Origin of the sequence: Dyella sp. AD56 (assembly GCF_002878475.1) — a bacterium.
In the GTDB taxonomy this organism is placed as follows: Bacteria; Pseudomonadota; Gammaproteobacteria; order Xanthomonadales; family Rhodanobacteraceae; genus Dyella.
Window position 1 is genome coordinate 262,607 of sequence record NZ_NRDP01000007.1, and the last position, 22,814, is coordinate 285,420.

Below are 22,814 nucleotides of genomic sequence, written 5' to 3' on the forward strand. Positions count from 1 at the left end.
TGTCAGGTCGTGACGATGTGTCTGCGGCGCCATGCCGGGCGGACGATGGTGCCGCGGCGCAGCGCCACGATGAGCAGCAGGACCGAGCAGGCAGAGCACAGGGTCAGCGCCACCACCGAGGCTTCCGCGCCAAACACGCCGCCACTCAGCCAGTCCGGGCCGCTACGGGTGGAGACGAGCCAGCCGTGCGCTTCCGTGCCCGATACCGGGATGCCATAGACCGTGCCCTGCATGACGTTCCAGGCCGCATGCAGGCCAATGCACGGCCACAGCGAACGCGTCACGTGATAGAGCAGGGCCAACAGCACGCCGGCTTCGATGGCGATGGCGAGCGAACTCCACAGCGTGGCGCCTGGATTGAAAATGTGGGCGGCCCCGAAGAACAACGCCGAGACGCCGAGGGCCCACCAGGTGCCCAGGCCTTCCTCCACGGCGCGGAACAACACGCCGCGCGTGACGATCTCTTCACCGATGCCCGCGCCCAGGCCGGTGGTCAGCACCGCGGGGAGCCAGTTCACGGACGGGTCGGTGCCGGTGATGTGATAGCTCCCGGCCAGCCACAGCACGAACACGACAGCGCTCATGAGCAGGGCCCCGAGCACCAGCCCGGCGAGGCCCAGCGTGGGGACGTCATGCGCGGCTAGCTCGTCCATCGGGCGGCGCTCGATGGCTTTCACCAGCACCGTGTAAGCGAGCACGGAGGGAATCAGTTGCACGGCAAGGATGCCGAAGGCACGTGTCAGTCTCGGCACCCCGGGACCGACGATGCCCATGGCATCGACTCCCACGGAGAGCAGTTTGATCAGCACCAGGTAAAGCGCTGCGAAGAACACGATACGGCCAAAAGGGGAGAACACGACCCAGCGCTGCCAGGGCGTAGCGGTCACGGGTGTGGTGAAGGCAATGGGCTGGGCGGGCATGCGGCTGGATATCCCTGGATGTGCTGACAAGGCTAACAGCGCGGATACTGCGGCGAATACGTGCCTACCGTCATCCCACGGCTTGCGCGGGAATGACGGCTTCGGATCGTTACAGGTCGACCGAGGTCGCGTGTTCGCGCGTGGCCGAGAAGCGCACGGCGGGCGAGCGCTCCTGCGCCAACTGCAGGTTCACGCGCGAAGGGGCGAGATATACCAGCTGGCCCGCCGCATCGATGGCGAGATTGTTGGCGTTCTTCTCGCGGAACTCTTCCATCTTCTTCGCGTCGTCGCAGTACACCCAGCGCGCCGTCGCCACGGTGACCTGCTCGAAGCTGGCATCCACGCCGTATTCGTCCTTGAGGCGATAGGCCACCACATCGAACTGCAGCACGCCCACTGCGCCCAGAATCAGGTCGTTGCTCATCAGCGGACGGAAGAACTGCGTAGCGCCTTCTTCCGACAACTGCGCCAAGCCCTTCTGCAGCGCCTTCATCTTCAACGGATCGCGCAGACGTGCGCGGCGGAACAGTTCCGGAGCGAAGTTCGGGATGCCGGTGAAGCTCACGATCTCGCCTTCGGTGAACGTATCACCGATGCCGATGGTGCCGTGGTTGTGCAGGCCGATCACGTCGCCGGGGTAGGCGCTTTCCACGATTTCGCGGTCGCTGGCCATGAAGGTGAGTGCATTGGCGATGCGCACGTCTTTGCCGGTGCGCGTCTGCACCATCTTCATGCCAGCAGTGTAGGTGCCCGAACACACGCGCATGAAGGCGATGCGGTCGCGGTGCGCTGGGTCCATGTTTGCCTGGATCTTGAAGACGAAACCGGTGAGGGCTTCTTCTTCCGGCTTCACTTCACGCGTGAGCGTGGCGCGCGACTTGGGCGAAGGCGCGTGCTCGACGAAGAAATCGAGTAGCAGCTGCACGCCGAAGTTGTTCACCGCCGAACCGAAGAACACCGGCGTCAGTTTGCCGGCCAGATACTGCTCGATGTCGAACGGATGCGATGCGCCTTGCACCAGCTCAAGTTCGTCGCGCAATTCGGACAGTGCTTCAGCCCCGATTGCCGCTTCCAGGCCCGGCGCATCCAGACCCTTGAAGATGGTCGAATCTTGGCGTGTGAAATTCTTGCCTTGCTCGAACACGTGCACGTCGTCGAGCACGAGGTGGTACACGCCCTTCAAGCGCTTGCCCATGCCGATGGGCCAGGTGAGCGGGGCACAGGCGATGCCCAGCACCGACTCCACCTCGTCCAACAGTTCGATGGGCGAGCGACCTTCGCGGTCGAGCTTGTTGATGAAAGTCATGATGGGGGTGTCGCGCAGGCGGCACACCTCCATCAGCTTGATGGTGCGTTCTTCCACGCCCTTGGCGCAGTCGATCACCATCAGTGCCGAGTCCACCGCGGTGAGTACGCGGTAGGTGTCTTCCGAGAAGTCCGCGTGGCCTGGGGTGTCCAGCAGGTTGACGATGCGGCCCTCATAGGGGAACTGCATCACCGACGAAGTCACCGAAATGCCGCGCTCTTTTTCCAGTGCCATCCAGTCGGAGGTGGCGTGGCGCGCCGCCTTGCGGCCCTTCACCGAGCCGGCCATCTGGATGGCGCCGCCGAACAGCAGCAGCTTTTCGGTCAGCGTGGTCTTGCCTGCGTCAGGGTGGCTGACGATGGCGAAGGTGCGGCGGCGGCGGGTTTCGGTGAGATGGGCGGACATGCAGGCGGATCGGCAGGAAGGCTAGCCCTCAATGATAGCGTGGAACGGCCTTTCGGCCGCGCCATGCCCGCCACCGCCCGCCGAGGGGAGCCTGTGACTCAACTCTCCGGCAGCGGCTCCAGCACCAGCGCCGCCGGCACAGCCTGCGGTCGCCCCATCTGGCGCAGCCAGCGGTAGTGCGAGGCCAGGCCGGCACCAAACGAGCTATTCGCATGGTAGGGCACGCCGTATTCGAGACAGGTCGCCTCCACCACCCGCGAGATGGCCGGGTAGTGGACGTGGCTGATGCGAGGAAACAAGTGGTGCTCCACCTGGAAATTCAGGCCGCCGACCAGCCAGGTGATCACGCGACTGTTGCGCGAGAAATTCGCCGTGGTTTCCAGTTGGTGGATCGCCCAGGGCGTGTTCATACGGCCCGGCTCGCTCGGCGAAGGGAACGCGGCTGCTTCCACGGCGTGTGCCAACTGAAACACCATAGCTAGCTGCAGCCCGGCCACGACGGCGGTGACGGCGTAAAAAAGCAGCACCGCACCCAGCGAATGAAACAGCAGCGGCAAGCCGAGCGCGAGGGTGAAGAAGACCAGCTTGCCCAGGATAAAACCCGCCAGATCCTTGCCGCGCGGCCGCGGAAAACGGCGCTTGCCGATGGTGCCGGTGATGACGTCGCGGAAGTCGTCATGCAGATGCCAGCTCACCGCCGTGAGGCCATAGAGCAGCCACAGGTACAGGTGTTGCCACCGATGGTGCCAATAGTGCTTCTGTTGCGGCGAAAATCGTGCCAGCGCGCCCAGGTTGATGTCACTGTCGTAGCCGTCGATATTCACGTAAGTGTGATGGAAGTGCGCATGCTTCCAGTGCCACACGTACGAGCTGCCGCCGACCAGATCCAGCGTCATGGCCATGCACTTGTTGATCCAGCGGCGCTCTGAATAAGCCTGGTGACCCGCATCGTGCTGAATATTGAAGCCGATCTGCGCGGTTGCCACGCCCAGCACGATGCTGAGCAGCAAACCCTGCCACCACGTGGCCGCGAAGAAAACCAGCAGCACGTAGGACACGGCGAAGGTGGCAAGGATGATCGCCGTCTTGCGGTAGAGACGCGCATCGTCACGCTGCTTTTGCCCGGAGTGCTTGAACAGCGCCTCGACACGCCGCCGCAGCTCGCGCTGGAACGTATTGTCGCCGTTGAACTTGAGCCGATCCGTGGAAGCATCTGCAGGCGAAGGCCGAGCGGTTTCTGCTGCTCGGTGGGATGACTCAGGGGACATGCGATGCACTCGGGAGGAATCCGCCCATGCTAGCCCATACGCTGTAACGGCTTGTTGCCCCTAATCACGAGTCAACAAATCCTCGTAGAACGCGCCATACGGCTCGGTTGGATGGGCAATCTGGATCTCCAGTACCCACAGCCCGCTGGATGGCCGTTCGCCGTACTCGCCCAGGTCGCCAGCCTTGTGCACCGAATGCGGGAAGTCGCTGACGCGATGCCCCTTGATCTCGTGATTGAGCCGCCAGCCCATCGCCTGGGCGCGCTCTTCGGCAAATGCATAGAGGGCTTCGCCACTGAGGCCCTGCTCTCGCCATGCGGTAGCGGTCAGCTCGAACAGTTCACGCGCGGCATCCGCGCATGCCTGTTTTTCCGGGGCGTGGCCCATCACGAAGGTGTCGCCCGCATCGCCTTCGTGGCCCTCGAAGACAAGGCCAAGATCGATGAAGTAGATGTCGTTCTCGCCCAGTTGCACCGGCTCGGAGCGTTCTCGGTAGATCTTGGTGGTGTTGCTGCCGATGCGGATGAGCACCGGATGCCACAGCCGCTCCATGCCTAGCGCCTGGAACACCTCCATGGCTTCGGCTTTCGCCTCTTCCTCGGTGATGCCGGGACGCATGCGCTCGCGGATGCCGTGCAACGCAGCCCAGGTGCGCTCGCGCGCATGGAGCATCCGTTGCGGATCAAAGCAGGTGCCGACGGCTTCCTTGGGTAATGCGGTCATGAGTGGCCAGATGTCGCGGGTGGGGTAAAAAGCATGGCACAGGGCCGTGGCTGGCGCAGGAGCCATCCGTCATGAAAAGTGCTCAGGTCAGCATGACCAGTATCAGGCCGATCAGCGCTGGCAGACCCTGGACCCACAGAATCTTGCGCGAGGCTGTCAGTCCGCCGAACAGGCCGGCCACAAGCACGCAGCCCAGGAAGAACAGCGTGATGGCTCGACCGGCATCGCCCAACCACAGTCCCCACAACAGGCCGGCGGCGAGGAAGCCGTTGTAGAGGCCCTGGTTGGCCGCCAGCACCTTCGACTGTTCAGCGAACTCCTTGGTCAGGCCGAAGGCGCGCCGGCCCGAGGGACGCGTCCACAGGAACATCTCCAGCACCAGGAACCACACGTGGAGCAGGGCGATGAGGGCAACGACGAGATGGGCGGCGAGGGACATCGGTATCCGAAGGGCGGTGAAGTTGGGGCGCAGTGTTGCAGCCCGATATCTGCCTCGCAAATCTATGGGTTGCTAACACTTCCGGCCAATGGCTGTGGCCATGGTGGCGGCGTAGCGTGAAGAAGCTGGGTCCGAGGGAGCAACGCCCACAGGACAACGATGTCTCCAGGGGACATGGGTATCGCCCGGCCATACCAACCTCTGGGAGTCATGCCATGAACAAACCACTGTCCGCAGGCCTGTGCCTGCTTTTGCTGTTTCCGTTGGGCGCGATGGCCAACGGGCCGTTCGACGGCACCTGGAAGATCGACATGAGCAAGGTGCAGATGCCCAAGAAGCCCGACGTGCTCGTGCTCAAGGACGGCATGTACGCATGCAAGACTTGCGTGCCGGCGGTGAGCATCAAGGCCGATGGTCAGGATCACCCGATTGTCGGACATCCCTATCTTGATTCGATGGCTATCCAGGTGGTGGACGCACACACCGTCAAGGAGACCGACAAGAAGGGCGGTAAGGTCGTCGCTACCACCACTACGACCGTGGCGCCCGATGGCAAGGCGGCGCATTTTGAGTTCAGCGACAGCAGCAACACCAATGGCGCGCCAGTGACCGGTAGTGGCGAGCTCAAGCAGGTCGCCGCCGGGCCGGCCGGCTCCCATGCGATATCCGGCTCCTGGGTCACGGCCACTATCGCCAATATGTCCGATAACGGCACCGAACTCACCTACAGAGAGGAGGGCGGCGTATTGGACATGACCACACCCACCGGCCAGTCATATGCGGCCAAACTGGATGGCACCGAGGCGCCGTACAAGGGTGATCCCGGTATCAACAGCGTTACGGTGAAGCAGGCCGGCAAACTATCGATGGTGGAAACCGACAAGCGGGGCGGCAAAGTGGTGGGCGTGCTTACCTCCACCGTCTCAGCCGATGGCAAGCACATGAGCATGATTTTCGACGACAAGCTGCGTAACCGTACGATGTCTTTCGTGGCTGTGAAGCAGTAAATGCTTCTGCCGCGCCCGGCGCAGCCTGGGTCGGGCGCGGAAAGGCCGTGGTTTCAGGCGAAACCTTCGGTTTTCTGGATAAAACGTCGATGGCTAGATGCATAGACGTTTAGACGTCTATTGACACGGTCATTCGAGGCCGTTAGATTCCTCCCTACTCATCGAGACCGGCGGAGGGACAGGCCCTTTGAAGCCGGGGCAACCTGCGGAATTTTCCGCGACGGTGCCAATTCCTGCGGTAACGCCTTAGGGCGCACGCCGCGAGATGAGGGCAAATCTGCACCGCCGCGCCTCGTGCCGGCCGTGTGTTGCCCGCCTCTCCGGTCCGCAGGTCGATGCCGACCGGAGAAGAGCCAGATGTCCAGCCAGCCGCAAATCACCCCGTCCGTCACACCCGCTCCCGCCGCGGTGTTTGGCGGTATGCGGCCGGACCTGACCACCCAGCGCTGCACTCGTCGCCTGGTCATCACCCCTAAGTACGGCAGCGCGCCCTGCGAGCTGGAAGTGAGCTACCTGTGGTGTGGCGCGCCGGACGCCCCCACGGTGATCGTGCAGGGTGGTATCTCGGCTACCCGCGACGTGGTGGCACTGGATGGCGAAGCCGCTCCCGGCTGGTGGCAAGCCCAGGTGGGCCCAGGCCTGCCGTTGGATCTGGACCGCTACCGGGTGCTCTCCATCGACTGGATTGCCCCGGCCGACCTCGCCGAGGTCCAGGCCGTGTCCAGCGAGGATCAGGCCGATGTGCTTGCCGCGCTGGTGGATGCGCTGGGCATCAACCGTGTGCACGCCTTTATCGGCTCGTCCTATGGCGCGATGGTCGCGCTGGCCTTCGCCGCCCGGCACCCCTATGCGCTCGGTCGCCTGGTGCTGCTGGCTGGCGCGCACCGACCGCATCCGCTGGCGACGGCGCAGCGTTCAGTGCAGCGCGGCATCGTGCGGCTGGGGCTGGAAAGCGGCCAGGCCGACCAGGCGCTTGCGCTGGCCCGCCAGCTCGCCATGACCACCTATCGCGGCAGCGAGGAGTTCGCCAAGCGGTTTACCGCCGCGCCGGAGTTCCGTGACGGCCGTTTTCACTTTCCGGTCGAGGATTACCTCGAGCACGCCGGTCGCCGTTTCGTCGAGCGCTTCGATGTCGAGCGCTTCCTAGCGCTGTCCGAATCCATCGACCTGCACGACGTAACGCCCGAACAGGTTGCCGCGCCCGCCAGGCTCATCGGCTTTCCCTCCGATCGTCTGGTGCCGCTGGCGGATTTGTGCGAGCTGCAGCGTCGCCTGCATGGCCCGGCCACGCTCGAAGTGGTCGAGTCGCCCTACGGCCACGATGCCTTCCTCAAGGAAACCGACCGCCTCGCGCCGCTGCTGCGCGACGCGCTGGCCGGTTGTTGACCCCGAATCCAAAGACGCGATACGCACGGAGATCCACCATGAGCGACACCACCGTCCCCTGTACCCCGCCGGGCCTGAACACCCGGGCCGTGCGCGCCGGCATTGAATCAGACACTCAGCACGGCGCCGTAGTGCCTCCGCTGCACCTGTCCACCAACTATGCGTTCGAAGGCTTCGGCAAGAAGCGCGCCTATGACTATTCGCGCAGCGGCAACCCCACGCGCGACCTCCTGGGTGACGCACTGGCCGAACTGGAGCAGGGCGCGGGCGCCGTGGTGACAGCAAGCGGCATGGCCGCCGTGGCGCTGGCGCTGGAACTGGTACCGGCTGGCTCGTTGGTGCTCGCCGCGCACGATTGCTACGGCGGCACCTGGCGCCTGCTGGACGCCTGGGCGAAGAAGGGTCGGTTCCAGGTCAAGTTCGTTGATCTCACCAACAGCCACACGCTGGCCGAGGGCCTCGCGCTCAAGCCGTCGCTGGTGTGGGTGGAAACGCCGTCGAACCCGCTGCTGCGCATCACCGACATCCGCCACGTGGCGCAGGCCGCGCACGCTGTGGGCGCGCTGGTGGTGGTCGACAACACGTTCCTGTCGCCCGCCCTGCAACAGCCACTGACGTTGGGCGCCGACGTGGTGGTGCACTCCACCACCAAGTACATCAACGGCCACAGCGACGTAGTCGGCGGCGCCGTCGTTGCACGCGACCCGGCTGTGGCGGAGCAGCTCAAATGGTGGGGCAACTGCAACGGCCTCACCGGTGCACCGTTCGACAGCTTCCTCACCTTGCGTGGCCTGCGCACGCTGAACGTCCGTCTGCGCCAGCACCAAGAGAACGCCGTACGCATCGCGGAACGTTTGGACGGCCATGCGGCCGTGCGCAAAGTGTATTACCCAGGCCTCGAAAGCCACGCCGGCCACGCGCTCGCGGCGCGTCAGCAGTTGGGTTTCGGCGCCATGCTGAGCTTCGAAATTGAAGGCGGTGAGGAGCAGGTGGCGGCCTTCGTGGACGGGGTCCAGTACTTCTCGCTCGCCGAGTCGCTCGGCGGCGTAGAAAGCCTGGTCGCCCATCCTGCGTCGATGACGCATGCTTCCATGGCGCCCGAAGCACGCCGCGCGGCCGGCATCGCCGACACGCTGCTGCGCCTGTCGGTAGGCATCGAAGACGGTGACGATCTGTTGCGCGATATCGACGCCGCACTGCTGCGCGTAGAGGCAGCTGCCCTCCTCAAACGTCGGGTGAGCGCATGAGCGCGGTGCTGGCGGAGGAGGCTGCGAGCGCATCGAAAGCAGAGGCGTCGCCCGCCATCGCAGCGGTTTTGCTGGGTACGGGCGTCGTCGGTGGTGCGTTCCTCAAGTTGCTCAATACGCCGGCCGCTGCATCCATCCGGTTGGTGGGGGCGGCCAATTCGCGCCGCCAGCAGACGCAGACAGAACAGTTGGCCGATCGCACGTTGCGCGAAAAGCTCAAGACGCATGGCGATGTGCGCAATGACGGCGTCTTGCTAGGCGCACTCGACGCCCACGATGCCTCGGTAAAGGTGATCATCGATGCGACCGCCAGCAGTGCGCTGGCCTTGCGCCACGCGGAATGGCTGGCAAACGGCTATCACGTGGTCACGGCCAACAAGTCGTTGGCCGGTGGTGACCTGCCGGGCTGGCGGACGCTGCAGGCGGCGCTGGCAAATGGCGGTCGTTATGGCGATTCCGCCACGGTGGGGGCAGGGCTGCCTGTGATCTCCACGTTGCGCCGTCTGCGTCAATGCGGCGATGCGCTGCTGACGCTTGAAGGCGTGTTCTCTGGGTCGCTTTCGTATCTGTTCAACCAATATGACGGTAGCCAGCCGTTCTCTGCGCTACTGCGCCGGGCACGTGAACTGGGCTACACCGAGCCCGATCCGCGCAGCGACCTCTCCGGTGAGGACGTGGCGCGCAAGCTGCTCATCCTTGCGCGATGTGCGGGCTTCGCACTGCGTCCGGACGAAGTGGAAGTCGAGAGCCTGGTGCCGGAGAACCTCCGTGGCCTCGACGTGGAAACCTTCCTGTCACGCCTTGAGGAACTGGATGCACCTCTCGCCACGCGCTTCGCTGAAGCGAAGGCTCGAGGCGGCGCGCTACGCTTTCTCGCGCGTCTCAACCAGCGCGGCCGCGCCCGTGTCGGCCTGGTTGAAGTGCCCGCCAATCACCCGGCCACGCGGCTCTACGGCACCGACAACCAGTTCGCGCTCAGCACCACGCGCTACAACACGCAGCCCTTGGTGATCCAGGGGCCGGGCGCGGGACCGGAAGTGACGGCGCAGGCGTTGCTGGGAGATGTGCTGGCGTTGGGGTGATATCGCGCTAACGTTGCGTGCCGATGCTTTGGCTCGTCATTCCGGCGCAGGCCGGAATCCAGTGACAGCCACGATGAATTGTCGCGATAGAGTTCGTCGGCATCCTGGCGAAGACCACCCTTACCGCCGCTGGATTCCGGCCTGCGCCGGAATGACGCTGGTGAAGGGCACGATTTCAGCCGCGATAGGTAACGAAAAGTAAAACGCGCGGCTCGTCACCGCGCGTTTTCTATTTCATTCGATGGTGCGTGCCGTTCAATCGTGCAGGTGCGGATTCGCCTCGGCCTCTTCCACCGACGGCGTGCGCCAGCCTGACTTCACGCCCCACACATAGAACACCAGGCCGATCACGGCCACCACAGCCAGGTCCATGCCATAGCTCAGGTAGCCGTTGCCGCCGAAATCCGAGCTGCCCATCCACGACACCAGCGCCAGTGTCGGCAGGTAGAAAATCAGCCACCACGCGCCCTTCAGCTGGCGGCCGAAGTCGTGCCAGTTCGCCTTGAACTGATAGAACAGGTACACCGGTAGCGCCACCACCATCAGCAGGATGATCTCGCCGGTCAGCGGCCAGCGTGCCCAATACAGCAGCTCGGTCGCCATGACGAAGGCCACGCCCGCCAGGATCGGCAAGCCTTTGATGCGCAGCGGACGATGCAGGCTCGGCGCCGTGCGACGCAGCGTCATCGCGCTCACCGGGCCGGTCAGGTAGGAAATGATCGTCGCCACCGAAATCACCGCCGCCAGCGTGCCCCAGCCGCGGAAGAAGAACAGGAACAGGAACGACACCGCCAGGTTCAGCCACATCGCCGGGCGCGGCACCCCCCACTTCGGATGGATGCGGCCCAGGATCTTGGGCAGCGTGCCGTTGCGCTCCATGCCGTAGAGCATGCGTGCGGTGGTGGCGGTATAGGTCATGCCGGTGCCGCTGGGGCTGATGAAGGCATCGATGTACAGCAGCATGGCCAGCCAGTGCAGGTTGACGATGATGGCGAGTTCGGCGAACGGTGAACGGAAATCGATACCGTGCCAGCCCGCTTTGGCCAGCAGTTCCGGCGGTACGGCGCCGAGATAGGCCACCTGCAGAATCACATAGACCACCGTAGCCAGCAGGATCGAGCCGACCACTGCGAACGGAATGCTCTTGCCCGGGTTGCGCGCTTCGCCCGCAAGATTCACCGGGCTCTGGAAGCCGTTGAAGCTGAAGACGATGCCTGCCGTCGCCACGGCGGTCAGCACGGCCGCAAAGTCGATCGCGTGCGCGTCCCCGTGGATACCCACCGAAAAGTTCTCGCGATGGAAGCCGCTGGCGATCAGGGCCACGCCGGTGGCGGCCGGCACCACCAGCTTGAACACGGTGATGAGCGTATTGGAGCGTGCGAACAGCTTGACGCTCCAGAAGTTGAGCAGGAAATAGATGATCACCAGCACAGCGGCAATGCCGAGGCCCGCATGCGAGAGCTCGCCGTGGCCATCAGGCATGTGCATGTAGAGATCCTGCGCCCATTGCCACTTCCACGAGGCCATGTACTGCACGGAGGCTTCCGCTTCGACCGGGATCACCGAAACGATGGCGATCCAGTTGGCCCATGCGCCGATAAAGCCCACCAACGAACCGTGCGAGTAATGGCTGTAACGCACCATGCCGCCGGACTCGGGGAACATGGCGCCCAGTTCCGCGTAGGTCAGCGCAATGGTCATGATGATGGCCGCGCCGAGCACCCATGCCCAGACAGCTCCCGGACCTGCGAGGCCGGCGGCCTTCCAGGCGCCAAACAACCAGCCGGAGCCGATGATGGAGCCCAAGCCGGTGAGCATGAGGGCGAACGGGCCGACGTCGCGGCGGATCGGAGATTGAGACATGCAGGTCCCCAGGTCAGTGGATCGACGGGCCGCCCCTGGGGCGACACATGTGGCAGCCGCCATCCCGGGCGACAAAGGGGACGATGATGACAGACCCGTCCTACAGCTGTCAGCCCGTCGGGAGTCACGGACCGTGGCGCAGCGCAACACGCAGGTCATTGAATCGGCGGCCGAATCGGCACGCGTGCTGATACCGGTGGGTTCCCGTTGTCGGCTAATTGGCGCCGCGTTGGTGGGCGGCTACCATCGGGGCCTCCCACAAAGGTAGGCGCACCATGATGATCCGTGCGGCAATGCTGGTGGTGATGGCCGCGGCAGTGGCCGCATTCCCGGTGTCGGCAGCGACGCCCTCAGGTGATGCGTTACGCGATGCGCTGAAGCAGCGTGCCGAGGCGGGCGATGTCCAGGCACAGGTGGCGCTGGGCAAGGCCTTGCAGGACGACGGTGTGCCGGCCGACAAAGCGGCAGGTGCAGACTGGTATCGCAAGGCCGCGACGGCGGGCAGCGCAGAGGGTGCGTGGATGCTTGGCTCGACCATCATGGCCGGCGTCGGTGTAACACGCGACGTTCCCACGGCCATCGAGTGGATGCGCAAGAGTGTAAACATCGACCCGAACGGCGATCGCATGGCGGTGCTCGCGGTATCGCTGCTCTCCACCGGTGGCACACAGGAGGCCTTGCAGTGGGCGCAGAAAGCGGCCGACAAAGGCTCGTCCAAGGGCATGGAAGTGTTGGCGATGGCCCGCCTTACCGGCGAAATGGGCGTACCCAAGGACACGGCGCTCGCCGAAAAACTGATGGTTGCGGCGGCGCAGAAAGGCGACGCCGATGCGCAGTTGTCACTCGGCCAGATCTACCTCACCGGCTTGTTCGGCCGACACGACACGAGCGCCGGCATGCATTGGCTGCAGACGGCCGCCGACAGCGGTAACGCCAAGGCGGAAGGCACGCTCGCTTACTTCCTCATCACCGGTAAGGAAGGCGCGCCCGTGGATGCGGCGCGTGGTGTGGCACTGGCCCGCAAGGCGATGGCAGCCAACGAAATGCTGGGGCATTACGCGATGGGCGTGGCCTACGTGACGGGCAGCGGCATTGCGGAAAACCCGGGGGAGGGCTGGTACCAGATCTCGCTGGCGCAACGCATGGATAGCCAGCAGCAGCTCAAGAGTGCCGCCGACTATCTGGCGAAGGCGGAGGCGAAGCTGACGACCGCTCAGCTCACCGAACTGAAAGTTCGGGTGGATGCCGATGCGGCGAAAGTGGCGCCGCCATCCGGTTCGTGAGAGGGCGCGTGGCTCGTCATCCCAGCTGATGCTGGGATGACGGCTAAGAGAGAACAGGGATAAGCGAAGGCAACCGCGTGCGGTTGAATGCCGAGGCTCAGCACTCGATGACGTTTACCGCCAAGCCACCGCGCGAGGTTTCCTTGTACTTGTCCTTCATGTCGCGGCCGGTGTCGCGCATGGTGGCGATCACCTTGTCGAGCGACACGCGATGCTTGCCGTCGCTCTTGAGCGCCATGCGGCTGGCGTTGATTGCCTTCACCGATGCCATGGCGTTGCGCTCGATGCAGGGAATCTGCACCAGGCCACCGATCGGATCGCAGGTAAGGCCGAGGTTGTGTTCCATGCCGATCTCGGCGGCGTTCTCCACCTGCAGCACGTTGCCGCCCAAGGCAGCGGTGAGGCCACCGGCCGCCATCGAGCAGGCCACGCCTACTTCACCCTGACAGCCCACTTCCGCACCGGAAATCGAGGCGTTTTCCTTGTAGAGGATGCCGATGGCGCCGGCCGTGAGCATGAAGTCCACGATGCCGTTCTCGTCCGACTTGGGGCAGAAACGGTGGTAGTAGTGCAGCACCGCCGGCACGATGCCCGCGGCACCGTTGGTGGGCGCCGTGACCACGCGACCGCCGGCGGCGTTCTCCTCGTTCACGGCGAGCGCGTAGAGGTTTACCCAGTCAAGAATGGTCAGCGGATCTTTCAGCGCCGCTTCCGGCTGTGAGCGCAAGTCTTCTGCCATCTGCGGTGCGCGGCGCGCGACCTTGAGGCCGCCGGGCAGTACACCCGGTGAGCGCAGGCCGCGATTCACACAATCCTGCATGGCTTTCCAGATGGTGAGCAGGCCGGCGCGTGTTTCCGCCTCGGGGCGCCACACCTTCTCGTTCTCCATCATCAACTGGGCGATGGTCAGCTTGTTCTTCTCGCACAGCTCCAGCATTTGGTCGCCGGTGGAGAACGGGTAGGGCTGTTCGGTGGTGTCGGCGACGATGCGGTCTTCGGCCGCCTCGTCGTGGTTGACGACGAAGCCGCCACCCACGGAGTAGTAATCGCGCGTGGCCAGCTCATGGCCCTGTGCGTCATAAGCGGAGAAGCGCATGCCGTTGGTGTGGAACGGCAGTTTCTGGCGCTTGTTGAAGACCAGGTCGCGCTTTTCCTCGAACTCGATCTCGTGCTTGCCCAGCACGCGCAAGCGGTGCGTGGTGCGAATGCGGTTCAAGGTTTCAGGGATGTGGTCGGGGTCGACCGTATCCGGATGCGCGCCTTCGAAGCCCAGCAGCACGGCCTTGTCGGTGCCGTGGCCGCGGCCGGTCATGGCCAGTGAGCCGTACAGCTCGGCGCGTACGCGCACGACGCGATCGAGCACGCCTTTCTCCTCCAGCCAGCGCTCGGCGAACCGGGCTGCGGCGCGCATGGGGCCAACGGTATGCGAGGAGGACGGACCAATGCCGATCTTGAACAGGTCGAAAACGCTGACAGCCATGGAGACACGCAGAGTGGGCGGGGAGAACCGCCTATTCTACGCGCGCTGCCGCACCTTGGTTGTCGCGGCGCAGCGATACCCTCGGTGCGCCGGCGTATGGAGGGATCGGATGAAGGGTGCGGAAGGCCTTACGTATGAGCCCCAAGCCCGGCGTGCGCTCCTGTCCGAAGCATCCCTTCATCCGTCCCTAAGTAGGTCTAAACGCGCGTCCTATCGATATGGCATACGCCGCGTGGATCAGAACGCGTACCTCACGTTCAGCATGTAGTTGCGCGGTGCCGAGTAAAGGCCCTGCGCCCAGTACAGGCTGGTGATGTACTTGCGGTTGGTGACGTTGTCGATGTTGAACGTGGTGCTCCAGTGCTGGTCGAAGTCGTAACCGGCCATCAGTCCGAGCACCGCATACGAGCCCTGGTTGGTAAAGATCTCGCTGCCGTTGAGCGCCACGGCCTGTTGGTCGCGGTAGATGCGATCCTGCCAGCGCAAGGTGCCGCCCACGCGCAGGCCGGGCAGGGCGTCGAAACGATACGTGGTGTTGAGGCGGAACAGGCGGCGCGGCACGTAGGTACGCACGTTGTGGCCTTCCGGGTCGACCAGGCCCAACTGGGTATAGCCGCCGCTGAGCTGCCAGTTGTCGGTGATCTGGCCGCTCACGTCGAACTCGTAACCCTTCGAGATGGCGTTGATGCCCGTGTAGTAATCCTGGTTGGTCGCCATGTTGTGGCCGGCGTAGTTCGCCAGACCATCCTGGCGCGAGCGGAACAGCGCGAAGGTGGCATTAAGGCGGCCGTCGTACCACTCGCCCTTCACGCCGATTTCGAGGTTCGCGCCGGTGACGGGGTCGAGCACCTTGTTGTTGATGTCGGTCTGCGTCTGCGGGTTGAACAGCTTCGCGTAGCTCACGTAGGCGGAGTAGTTCTTGGCAAAGTCGTACACCAGGCCGACGAACGGCGTGCTTTCCGTCTTCTCGTAGTTGCTCGGCACGCCGTAGTTCTGGCCGTACTGCTCGATGTGCACGAGGCTGGCGCCGGTGATCAGCGTGACCGGGTCGGCCAGGCTCCAGCGTGCGGTGGCGTAAAGCGATTTGCGCTTGATGTGGAAATCACCCTGGCCGTACGAGGCGTCGAACGGCGGCTCCGGATAGTCGCCCGTCCATTGGGTGAGTGGCGCCAGCGGCGTACCAATGCCTTCGCCGTAGCTGGACAACTGATGCACGTCGTCCTTCGCCCAGTTCGCACCCAGCACCAGCTCGTGCTTGCGGCCGGCGAGTTCGAACGGACCAGTGGCGTAGAGGTCGGCGACGTATTGCTTTTCGTTGCTGGTGTACGCCGACGGATAGGCATACAGGCCCAGACCTGTTTGCGCATCCGGCGTGCCGTACACGTAGAACAGATTGCTGTTCTCGGCGATGCGGCGATAGTTCAGCGAACCCTTGAGGCTCCAGTCGTTGCCCAACTGCTGGGTGAGTTCTACGAACGTGCGCGTGTCGGCGATGTTCCAACGTGACCAGTCGGCGGAGGTGCTGGTGTCGCGGCTGTAATCGGTCGGCGTGCCGTCGGTGTTGTAGAGCGGCAGTGCGCCCCACATGCCGCCGTGGGTCTTGTTCTTCTGATAGGTGACGCCTGCGGTAAGCAGGGTGCTGCTGCCGAGATCCGCCTCGACAATGCCGCCGAGCACCTGCTTGCGCAGGTTGTAGCGGTCCAGATAGCTGTCGGTATCTTGGCCGGCGGCGATGAAGCGGCCGCGCACGCTGTGCGAGTCGTTGAGTGGCCCGGACAGATCGACGTCCAGACGGCGATTATCCCAGCTACCCACGGTCAGGCCGACGTTGCCTTCGAAGTCGGCGGTCGGGCGCTTACGCACGAAGTTGATCGTGGCGGATGGATTGCCGGTGAACGACAGCAGGCCGTTCGCACCGCGCAGCACTTCGATGCGCTGATACAGCGCCGTGTCGATATCACCCTCCTGTTCGCCATTGGCGAAGGGCACGCCCACGCCGTCGACCAGGAAGTTGGTGATGTCGAAGCCGCGCGCGGTGTAATACGTGCGATCGGTTTCCACGCGCTCCACGTTGACGCCGGTGGTGGTGTCGAGCACGGCGTTGATGTTGGTGAGGTTGAAATCCTTCATCTGCTGGTCGGTGACCACGCTCACCGATTGCGGTGTTTCGCGCAGCGACAGCGGCAGACGTGTGGCGCCCGAGGCTGCCTTGGTGGTGTACGAGTCGCCATCGCCCGTCACCGTTGCCGTGGTCTGCACGCCTTCCAGGTTCTTCACCTTGGTAGCGTCCGGTGCGCTGGTGGCATCGTCGGCGTGGAGCACGGGAGCGGTCAGCGCCAGTGATAGCGCTAAAGCGAGACTGCGGAGCGGCAACGGGCGTCGCGGCGAAGCGATGAGCGGCATCGGGAGGGCCTTGATGTCTTGTAGATAGGGGGAGAGCCCGGGCGGTGTGGCGTCGGGCGGGCCCGCTGGGCCCTTAATTTGTAAATGATAGTTATTATCATTTGAATTTACCAGCCGCCGCCTAGGTCGAGGATGACGCGGCGGGATGCGCCAGCATCAAAAGACGGGCGGATATCGCTGAAACCGAAGTCTTCGAGGTATCTTCCGGCGCCTATGCCGATCCGATACGTGCTTTTCCAGCGGGACTACTGCCACCTGTGCGATCAGGCGCTGGCCGTGATGGCCGAGGCGCGGGCACCGGATTTCGACAGTCAGTGGGTGGACGACGACGAGGCGCTGGAAGCGCGCTACGGCACACGCGTGCCGGTGTTGCGCGACAGCCTGGATGGGCGGGAGTTGGACTGGCCGTTCGATGCGAAGGCCGTGCAGATGTTCGTGCAAGCCTCGACGTAGGAGCGCACGGGCCCGCTCCTACGTCGAGGTCACGGATTACTTGGCGGTAAGCACCAGGTGCGCGTTGATCTTCACATCATTGGCGATCACCGAGGTGTCGGCGTAGTCACCGCCGCCCACACCAAAGTCCAGGCGCTTCACGGCGCCGCTGACGTCCATGGTGGCGCCGGCACCCTGCGACTTGAACACCACGTTGAGGCTCGCCGGCTTGGTCACGCCGCGCAACGTGAGGTTGCCGTCCGCAATCACCTGCGCGCCGTTCTGGCGGAAGCCCGTGGTCACGAAGTGCGCCTTGGGAAACTTGGCCACGTTGAAGAAATCCGAGCCCGGCAGCGCGCCGTCACGATCCTTGTCACCCGTTTTCACACTGGACAGATCCACGTCCACGTCGAACTTCGAGGTGGCGACCTTGGCCGGGTCGTAGCTGATGGCGGCGGTCCACTGAGCGAACGTGCCTTCGAACGACTGGCCCTGGAAGCTGCCGGAGAAGCCCAGCTTGCTGCCGGCCGGTTGTACGGCATAGTCGGCGGCGCTCGCGATACCTGGCAAGGCAAGGGCAAGCAGCAAGGGTGCAAAGCGAAGTGCAGAGCGATTCATTAGCGTTCTCCTTGAGAGGTCTGGCGCAGGCGTGCAAAGGGGAGCATGCGCCGCAGGGTATTGTCGCGGTCGACCAGGTGATGCTTGAGCGCGCCGGCGATATGCAGCACGAGCAGTAGTACGAGGAACCAGAACAGGTATTCGTGCACCTCGTGCCACAGGTGGCGCGTGTCGGGATTGGCGGCGGTGAGCGCCGGCAGGTTGAACAGCTTGAAGAACTGCAGAGGCTTGCCGACGATCGAGTTGAACCACCAACCGCTCAGCGGCAACGCGGCGACCAGCGTGTAAAGCGTCATGTGCATGGCGTGCGCGGCGAGTTGCTGCCAACGCGGCGCGGGCTCGTCCTTCGGCTGGCGATTGAAGAAGCGCCACAGTACGCGCAGCAGGAACAGAGCCAGCACGGTCAGGCCGATCGACTTGTGCAGCGCCAGCCAGTTGATCTTCTGCATGGGATTGCCGGCCAGATCCATGCACAGGCCAAAGATGCCATTGCCGATGATCAGCAGTGCGATGGCCCAGTGGAAAAACTTGGCGACCGAGCCCCATTGGCGGTCGGTGTTGCGAAAACTCATGGCGATTCCTTGTTGCTGCGGTTGGGGTCTTCCTGGATGGCCTCCAGCTCCAGCCACACGCTTACGTTGTGGCCGACGGAGTTGGGCGTCGCGGTGATGCCGTAGTCATCACGCTGCAGCATGGCCGTGCCGGAAAAACCTGCGACGGTATGCATGCCATAGATGGTTGTGCCGAGTCGGTTGAAGGTGAAGGGGATGTCGATCGCGTGAGTCACTCCGCGCAGGGTGAGGTTGCCGTGCAACAGACCGTGCGTATCGTCCTTCCGTTCCACCGAGGTGCTGGCGAAGTGCGCGTAGCGGTCCTTCTCCGCATCGAGATAGGTCGGCTTGAGCACCGCGGCGTTCCACGCCGCGTCGCCCATGTCCAGGCTGGCCAGGTCGATGTCCAGCTCGGTGGCCGATTGGCTCCAGTCATCCGCATCGAACCGCAACCAGCCTTTGGCGATGTGCAGGCGCCCGAACGGCCTCGAAAATCCGTTGTGGTCGATGCTGAAAAGGACTTGGCTGTGCGTAGTGTCGTAGCTGTATGTGACAGGTGCGGCACGCACGGTGGCCAGCGGCGCCGAAACGCACGACAGGGCGAGCAAAAGGCGGCTGGAAAGGCGTGACCGTGGCATGGCGGGCAGTCTGGACGATCCTCCGGACCGATGCCAGCCACTGGCCCCGGAACGGATTGTTTCCCCGCAGGCAACGCCTTCGTGCGCCTTTCAAAGCCCTCGGCCGAACGGCGTGCTCGTTCCTGCGCGGTACGTCTGGCATCATCAGAAGCTTCTGGGGGAAGTGCATGTTGCCGTCCTTGCTGCTCAGCGTCGTCCTGTCCATGGGCGTGTCCACGTCTGTGGACGCGGTCGTGCCGGCGGCTGGGCCGGCGCAGGCCACGACGTCGGCGTCCGCCGAGCCATCGGACAACGTGGCCCTGGCTACGCCGCAGTTCCGCCGATTCGGCACCGGGGATGGCCTGCCAAGTAGCAGTGTCTATACCGTCGTGCAGGCGCCTGACGGCACCATGTGGTTCGGTACCAAGAGCGGCATCGCACGGTACGACGGCGTAGGCTTTCAGGTGTTCCGCCATGTGGCGGGTGACCCGAAGTCGCTGTTCAACAATGGCATCTCGGCGCTCATGTTCGATCACGATGGCCATCTGTGGGCGGCGGGACTGGAAGCGAGCCTCAACCGCTATGACCCGGCCACCGGTGCGTTCCGTCACTGGAGCCACGAACCCGCGGATCCAACGAGTCTGTCCAGTGACAAGACGTGGTCGATCGCCCAGACCGGCGACGGCACGATCTGGGTCGGTACGGCCGAGGGCCTGGACCGCATGCACCCGGACGGACGCGGTTTCGATCATGTGGTGGTGACAGGCCACACACCCGGGGAGGTGGGCACGGTGGGTGCGTTGTTCGTGGACGCACACGGCCAGCTCTGGGTGGGCGCCGACAATGGTGTATTCCGTCGCGATGCGAGCGGAGCGTTTCATCCCATCCTCAATCGATCGACGGGTAAGCCCTTCGATGCCTGGCGCATCGAAGGCGAGGGCGATGAGATTCGCGTGGCGTCCCCACGCGGTCTGTTCGTTGTCGGCAGCGATGATCGGGCGCAGCAAGTGGGCGTCGGCCAGTTGCCCGACACCAACATCTTCAGCAGTGTGCGCGACCCGGCAGGGCGGATGTGGATCGGCACGCAGCGAGGCCTGTTTCTGAAGGATGGTCGCGACGCGAATATCCAGCCCATCACCAACCAGCCGGTGCTCAACGGCAACCTGCCGGGCACGTGGGTCTGGCAGGTTCAACCCGACAGCGAGGGCGGCCTTTGGATCGCCCTGTTCGATGGCGGCGTGGGTTATCTGGCGCCGGGCTGGGACAGCGTCAGTCGATTCACCCACATCCCTGATGATGACAACAGCCTGCGCGACTCGGTCGCGTACGCCGTAGCGCGCGGCAGCAACGGCTCCATCTGGGTTGGTGAACGTGACGGCCGCGTGGATCGGTTGTGGCCGGGTACGGGCAAGGTGGATCACGTGATTTCGGGCCTGCATGGCGACGTACTCGCGCTCACCGAGGATGTGCCGTCGCGACTGTGGGTGACGGTGCGTGGTGCGTTGTTCCGCTATGCCAACGGCAAGCTGGATGCGGTCGACGGATACGCGCATGGCATGAAGCATCCGCTCGAGGTCGAGGCCGGGCCGGATGGCAAACTCTATGCACGTAGTTTCGGCGAAGGCCTGTTCCGGATCGATCAGGACACGCTCGCGGTGACCCCGGTGGCTGTGCAGCCCGCGCAAGAGAAGGCGCGCTGGGGCAGCCAGCTCACGCTCAGGAATGGCACCTTCTGGTACGCGAGCGACGGCGGCATGCTGCGCCTCGATCGCACCTTTGATCATTTCGAACCCGTGCCAGGTATGGACAACAGTCAGCCGGTCGATGCGTTCGATTTCAACGCCGACGGCCTGTGGGCGGCCCGCCCCGATGGGCTGGAGCACTATCACTACGTCGGCGACGGACTGGCGCTCGACCGCAAGATCGACGCCATGCGTGGCTGGCCGTCCATCAACGTTGTCGACCTGGCCGTCGACCAGCATCAGCGCGTGTGGATCTTCGGTCGCGATGGCCTGTGGCTCTTTGATACGGCCACCGGACAGTTCCGCGAAATGGGTCTGCAGGACGGCGTAAGCAACGGCGAATTCATGCGCGGCTTTGCACGCATGCCCGATGGCATGGTGTATTCGCCCACCTTTGGCGGGGTGTTGGGCTTTAACCCCAATCGCGCGACGCCCCGAGTGGAGCCGCCGCGCGTGGCGATCACACGGATACGGGTACGTCGCGGCGGCGCCTTGCACGAGCTGCCGGTGCCGGTCGATGGTCAGCTATCCATTGGCTGGAACGACTCCGGGCTGATGGTGGATTCGCGTGTGTTTTCCTATGCCGATCCCACGGCAAACCGTTATCGCTTCCGTCTTGCCGGCCTGGACAACGCCTGGGTCGATACGGGCAGCCGCGGCCAGCGTGACCTTACCGGGTTGCCGTACGGGGATTACACGCTGGATGTCATGGCGGCAGGTGCGGATGGCGTGTGGGCGCAATTGCCGAAGCCTTTGCATATCCATGTGGAGGCGCCACCGTGGACGCGCTGGTGGGCTTGGTGCGTGTACGTGGTGCTGGTGGTCCTGCTCACCTGGTTGGCGCTGCAGGCATGGCGCCGTCGTTTGGCTGAGCGCCAGCAGATTCTGCTGGCGGAACAACGCAGTCGCTTGGCCGAACAGGCCAGCGCGGCCAAGACACACTTCCTCGCCACGCTGAGTCACGAAATCCGCACACCGATGACCGGCGTCATGGGCATGGCCGAGCTGTTGCTCAGCACGCCGCTTAGCCGCACGCAACGCGACTATGCCGAAGCCATGCAACGTTCCGGCGGCATGCTGCTCAAGCTAGTCAACGACGCGCTCGATCTGGCGCGCATCGAAGCGGGCAAGTTGGATCTCGACTATGCACCGTTCGATCCGCGCGCCCTGATCGACGACGTGGCGCAACTAGCGCATGGCCAGGCACGCGCCAAGGGCCTGCGCTTTGAACTGGATCTGCCGCGCGATTTGCCGGCGCGCATGATCGGCGACGCGCTGCGCATCAAGCAGGTGTTGCTCAACCTTGCCAACAACGCGTTGAAATTCACTGAGCGTGGCAGCGTGACGCTGCGCGTGCGTTCTACCGACAGTGGCCTGCGCTTCAGCGTGATCGACACGGGCCCCGGCATTCCGGAAGCAAGCCGGACGCGGTTGTTCCAACGCTTCGAACAAGTCACCGGGCCGCAACGCAGTACCGGCAGCGGGTTGGGTCTGGCCATCTGCCGCGAATTGGTGGCGATGATGGGCGGCAGCATTGAGTTGGAATCGAAGGTCGCTTTTGGCAGCACGTTCCACGTAAGGCTGCCGTTGCCGCTCGCCACGGAGCCCGTCGCTGCATTGGCCCAGCGAGTGGACAGCGTCGATGCCCAGCCGTTGCGCATCCTGCTGGTGGAAGACGATGCCATCGTGGCGGCTGTCGTCCGTGGCCTGCTGGAGCGTGCGGGGCATGAAGTGCGCTACGTCGGCAACGGATTGGCGGCGCTTGCCGAACTGGCGCAGGCGACGTGTGATGTGATCCTTCTTGACCTTGACCTGCCGGGTATCGACGGCTTTCAGATCGCGCGATTGATTCGCCAGCGCGAGGAGCCTGGCTGCCGCATACCGATCGTGGCGCTCACAGCACGTTCCGGTGGCGATGAAGAAGTGCGTGCGCGAGATGCGGGGATGGATGGCTTTCTGCGCAAGCCGCTCACCGGCGAGCAGTTGAGCGACGCCATCCAGGCACAGATGGTGGCATCGAGAGAATCGGTCGACGGCTGAGC

The 22,814-nt window shown here is 64.1% G+C and carries 18 protein-coding genes and 1 riboswitch; of the genes, 7 read left to right on the forward strand and 11 right to left on the reverse strand.

Annotated features, from left to right (window positions below):
• Positions 1 to 2: 2 nt before the first annotated feature.
• From DyAD56_RS07270 to DyAD56_RS07290, 5 genes are all read right to left on the reverse strand, one after another.
• The gene (locus tag DyAD56_RS07270) at positions 3 to 920 is read right to left on the reverse strand and encodes a CPBP family intramembrane glutamic endopeptidase (RefSeq protein WP_102302076.1); all 918 of its coding nucleotides are present in this window, start codon (positions 918 to 920) and stop codon (positions 3 to 5) included.
• A gap of 109 nt (positions 921 to 1,029) precedes the next feature.
• A complete protein-coding gene (locus DyAD56_RS07275) occupies positions 1,030 to 2,631 on the reverse strand; it encodes a peptide chain release factor 3 (RefSeq protein ID WP_102302077.1) in 1,602 nt (533 codons plus the stop codon).
• A 98-nt stretch (positions 2,632 to 2,729) separates the two neighbouring features.
• Positions 2,730 to 3,899, reverse strand: a complete 1,170-nt coding sequence (locus DyAD56_RS07280; RefSeq protein WP_102302078.1) for an acyl-CoA desaturase — start codon at positions 3,897 to 3,899, stop codon at positions 2,730 to 2,732.
• 60 nt (positions 3,900 to 3,959) lie between these two features.
• Positions 3,960 to 4,622 carry a M24 family metallopeptidase gene (locus DyAD56_RS07285; RefSeq protein ID WP_102302170.1) on the reverse strand — a complete coding sequence of 221 codons (663 nt, stop codon included), beginning with the start codon at positions 4,620 to 4,622 and terminating at the stop codon, positions 3,960 to 3,962.
• Between the two features lie 82 nt (positions 4,623 to 4,704).
• On the reverse strand, positions 4,705 to 5,061 hold the full coding sequence (locus DyAD56_RS07290) for a DUF1304 domain-containing protein (RefSeq protein ID WP_102302079.1): 357 nt from the start codon (positions 5,059 to 5,061) through the stop codon (positions 4,705 to 4,707).
• 215 nt (positions 5,062 to 5,276) lie between these two features.
• On the opposite strand from DyAD56_RS07290, the gene DyAD56_RS07295 reads away from it, so the two are divergent.
• The 4 genes from DyAD56_RS07295 (at position 5,277) to DyAD56_RS07310 (ending at position 9,783) form a co-directional block, all read left to right on the forward strand.
• Positions 5,277 to 6,068: a hypothetical protein gene (locus DyAD56_RS07295; RefSeq protein ID WP_199178909.1), complete on the forward strand. Its 792-nt coding sequence runs from the start codon at positions 5,277 to 5,279 to the stop codon at positions 6,066 to 6,068.
• Between the two features lie 155 nt (positions 6,069 to 6,223).
• Positions 6,224 to 6,340: riboswitch (SAM riboswitch) on the forward strand.
• Between the two features lie 85 nt (positions 6,341 to 6,425).
• Positions 6,426 to 7,454, forward strand: a complete 1,029-nt coding sequence (locus tag DyAD56_RS07300) for a homoserine O-succinyltransferase (RefSeq protein WP_102302080.1) — start codon at positions 6,426 to 6,428, stop codon at positions 7,452 to 7,454.
• A gap of 38 nt (positions 7,455 to 7,492) precedes the next feature.
• On the forward strand, positions 7,493 to 8,701 hold the full coding sequence (gene metB / locus DyAD56_RS07305) for a cystathionine gamma-synthase (RefSeq protein ID WP_102302081.1): 1,209 nt from the start codon (positions 7,493 to 7,495) through the stop codon (positions 8,699 to 8,701).
• Complete coding sequence (locus DyAD56_RS07310; protein ID WP_102302082.1) at positions 8,698 to 9,783, forward strand: homoserine dehydrogenase; 1,086 nt, start codon at positions 8,698 to 8,700, stop codon at positions 9,781 to 9,783. The genes metB and DyAD56_RS07310 overlap by 4 nt, the downstream gene beginning before the upstream one ends.
• A gap of 255 nt (positions 9,784 to 10,038) precedes the next feature.
• On the opposite strand, the gene DyAD56_RS07315 is transcribed toward DyAD56_RS07310, so the two are convergent.
• A complete protein-coding gene (locus DyAD56_RS07315) occupies positions 10,039 to 11,646 on the reverse strand; it encodes an APC family permease (protein ID WP_102302083.1) in 1,608 nt (535 codons plus the stop codon).
• A gap of 275 nt (positions 11,647 to 11,921) precedes the next feature.
• On the opposite strand from DyAD56_RS07315, the gene DyAD56_RS07320 reads away from it, so the two are divergent.
• Entirely contained in the window at positions 11,922 to 12,929 is a 1,008-nt protein-coding gene (locus tag DyAD56_RS07320; protein WP_102302084.1) for a tetratricopeptide repeat protein, read from the forward strand.
• Positions 12,930 to 13,026: 97 nt separating this feature from the next.
• On the opposite strand, the gene DyAD56_RS07325 is transcribed toward DyAD56_RS07320, so the two are convergent.
• Positions 13,027 to 14,409, reverse strand: a complete 1,383-nt coding sequence (locus DyAD56_RS07325; protein WP_102302085.1) for an L-serine ammonia-lyase — start codon at positions 14,407 to 14,409, stop codon at positions 13,027 to 13,029.
• 237 nt (positions 14,410 to 14,646) lie between these two features.
• On the reverse strand, positions 14,647 to 16,812 hold the full coding sequence (locus tag DyAD56_RS07330) for a TonB-dependent siderophore receptor (RefSeq protein ID WP_102302086.1): 2,166 nt from the start codon (positions 16,810 to 16,812) through the stop codon (positions 14,647 to 14,649).
• Positions 16,813 to 17,025: 213 nt separating this feature from the next.
• On the opposite strand from DyAD56_RS07330, the gene DyAD56_RS07335 reads away from it, so the two are divergent.
• The gene (locus tag DyAD56_RS07335) at positions 17,026 to 17,265 is read left to right on the forward strand and encodes a glutaredoxin family protein (RefSeq protein WP_102302087.1); all 240 of its coding nucleotides are present in this window, start codon (positions 17,026 to 17,028) and stop codon (positions 17,263 to 17,265) included.
• 36 nt (positions 17,266 to 17,301) lie between these two features.
• On the opposite strand, the gene DyAD56_RS07340 is transcribed toward DyAD56_RS07335, so the two are convergent.
• From DyAD56_RS07340 to DyAD56_RS07350, 3 genes are read right to left on the reverse strand one after another with little or no spacing between them, the layout of a single operon-like run.
• The gene (locus DyAD56_RS07340; RefSeq protein ID WP_102302088.1) at positions 17,302 to 17,862 is read right to left on the reverse strand and encodes a YceI family protein; all 561 of its coding nucleotides are present in this window, start codon (positions 17,860 to 17,862) and stop codon (positions 17,302 to 17,304) included.
• Positions 17,862 to 18,434 carry a cytochrome b gene (locus DyAD56_RS07345; RefSeq protein WP_102302089.1) on the reverse strand — a complete coding sequence of 191 codons (573 nt, stop codon included), beginning with the start codon at positions 18,432 to 18,434 and terminating at the stop codon, positions 17,862 to 17,864. The genes DyAD56_RS07340 and DyAD56_RS07345 overlap by 1 nt, the downstream gene beginning before the upstream one ends.
• Positions 18,431 to 19,051, reverse strand: a complete 621-nt coding sequence (locus DyAD56_RS07350) for a YceI family protein (RefSeq protein WP_102302090.1) — start codon at positions 19,049 to 19,051, stop codon at positions 18,431 to 18,433. Before DyAD56_RS07350 ends, DyAD56_RS07345 begins: the two co-directional genes overlap by 4 nt.
• Positions 19,052 to 19,218: 167 nt before the next feature.
• Between DyAD56_RS07350 and DyAD56_RS07355 the strand changes: the two genes are divergently transcribed.
• Positions 19,219 to 22,812, forward strand: a complete 3,594-nt coding sequence (locus tag DyAD56_RS07355; RefSeq protein WP_102302091.1) for a hybrid sensor histidine kinase/response regulator — start codon at positions 19,219 to 19,221, stop codon at positions 22,810 to 22,812.
• Positions 22,813 to 22,814: the final 2 nt, after the last annotated feature.

Bases quoted from the DNA above. Each gene is read 5' to 3' on its own strand.
- DyAD56_RS07270 (WP_102302076.1), bottom strand. From the start codon at position 920: ATGCCCGCCCAGCCCATTGCCTTCACCACACCCGTGACCGCTACGCCC.
- DyAD56_RS07335 (WP_102302087.1), top strand. From the start codon at position 17,026: ATGCCGATCCGATACGTGCTTTTCCAGCGGGACTACTGCCACCTGTGC.
- DyAD56_RS07285 (WP_102302170.1), bottom strand. From the start codon at position 4,622: ATGACCGCATTACCCAAGGAAGCCGTCGGCACCTGCTTTGATCCGCAA.
- DyAD56_RS07325 (WP_102302085.1), bottom strand. From the start codon at position 14,409: ATGGCTGTCAGCGTTTTCGACCTGTTCAAGATCGGCATTGGTCCGTCC.
- DyAD56_RS07275 (WP_102302077.1), bottom strand. From the start codon at position 2,631: ATGTCCGCCCATCTCACCGAAACCCGCCGCCGCCGCACCTTCGCCATC.
- DyAD56_RS07345 (WP_102302089.1), bottom strand. From the start codon at position 18,434: ATGAGTTTTCGCAACACCGACCGCCAATGGGGCTCGGTCGCCAAGTTT.
- DyAD56_RS07310 (WP_102302082.1), top strand. From the start codon at position 8,698: ATGAGCGCGGTGCTGGCGGAGGAGGCTGCGAGCGCATCGAAAGCAGAG.
- DyAD56_RS07355 (WP_102302091.1), top strand. From the start codon at position 19,219: ATGTTGCCGTCCTTGCTGCTCAGCGTCGTCCTGTCCATGGGCGTGTCC.
- DyAD56_RS07340 (WP_102302088.1), bottom strand. From the start codon at position 17,862: ATGAATCGCTCTGCACTTCGCTTTGCACCCTTGCTGCTTGCCCTTGCC.
- DyAD56_RS07330 (WP_102302086.1), bottom strand. From the start codon at position 16,812: ATGCCGCTCATCGCTTCGCCGCGACGCCCGTTGCCGCTCCGCAGTCTC.
- DyAD56_RS07280 (WP_102302078.1), bottom strand. From the start codon at position 3,899: ATGTCCCCTGAGTCATCCCACCGAGCAGCAGAAACCGCTCGGCCTTCG.
- DyAD56_RS07315 (WP_102302083.1), bottom strand. From the start codon at position 11,646: ATGTCTCAATCTCCGATCCGCCGCGACGTCGGCCCGTTCGCCCTCATG.
- DyAD56_RS07350 (WP_102302090.1), bottom strand. From the start codon at position 19,051: ATGCCACGGTCACGCCTTTCCAGCCGCCTTTTGCTCGCCCTGTCGTGC.
- DyAD56_RS07290 (WP_102302079.1), bottom strand. From the start codon at position 5,061: ATGTCCCTCGCCGCCCATCTCGTCGTTGCCCTCATCGCCCTGCTCCAC.
- DyAD56_RS07320 (WP_102302084.1), top strand. From the start codon at position 11,922: ATGATGATCCGTGCGGCAATGCTGGTGGTGATGGCCGCGGCAGTGGCC.
- DyAD56_RS07295 (WP_199178909.1), top strand. From the start codon at position 5,277: ATGAACAAACCACTGTCCGCAGGCCTGTGCCTGCTTTTGCTGTTTCCG.
- DyAD56_RS07300 (WP_102302080.1), top strand. From the start codon at position 6,426: ATGTCCAGCCAGCCGCAAATCACCCCGTCCGTCACACCCGCTCCCGCC.
- metB (WP_102302081.1), top strand. From the start codon at position 7,493: ATGAGCGACACCACCGTCCCCTGTACCCCGCCGGGCCTGAACACCCGG.